Below are 481 nucleotides of genomic sequence, written 5' to 3'. Positions count from 1 at the left end.
TCGTCTATCGGTTAGGACGTCAGATTTTCATTCTGAAAAGAGGGGTTCGACTCCCCTAGGGCGTGCCACTTGCCTTCGTGTTTCCCCCTTCGTAAATACAAAGCAGCTTCGCAGATAGCAAATTCCTCACGCGTGATCGATGCGCCGGAACCGATTCCAGGGCGATACGTTAGAGTGCCGTCCCCCCGATGGAAGGCAAGCCGGATGAATCGCCAGCGGGCAAATCGACCGGCTTGCCTTTCCCCTTCCAGCCAAATCACAGTGTCGGTTCTTTCTGGCGGGCAGCAGATGCCAGCTAAGGGTTGGAAAACCACGCCCCGAGGCCTTCCACGAGTCATGAAGGCATTGCCGGCGCGCCGTGATAGCGGCGAAATTTCAAGGCCTTGGCCAGTCCCGGCGCAGTTTTCCACAGCCGTTCCGGCCTCCATAAAAAAACTCGTCACGAAGCGGAAAAAATCAATTTTTCCGCTTGCGGAGCAAC

At 55.9% G+C, this 481-nt stretch carries 1 protein-coding gene; it reads right to left on the bottom strand.

The window, feature by feature from the left end:
• Positions 1 to 11: 11 nt before the first annotated feature.
• On the bottom strand, positions 12 to 481 hold a 470-nt coding region (locus T18_RS27240; protein WP_210187534.1), incomplete at its 5' end, for a hypothetical protein.

Origin of the sequence: Rhizobium sp. TBD182 (genome assembly GCF_001950375.1) — a bacterium.
GTDB lineage: Bacteria > Pseudomonadota > Alphaproteobacteria > Rhizobiales > Rhizobiaceae > Agrobacterium > Agrobacterium tumefaciens.
The sequence above is the reverse complement of the archived record's forward strand: the minus strand, read 5'-3'. Positions and strand labels throughout refer to the sequence as shown.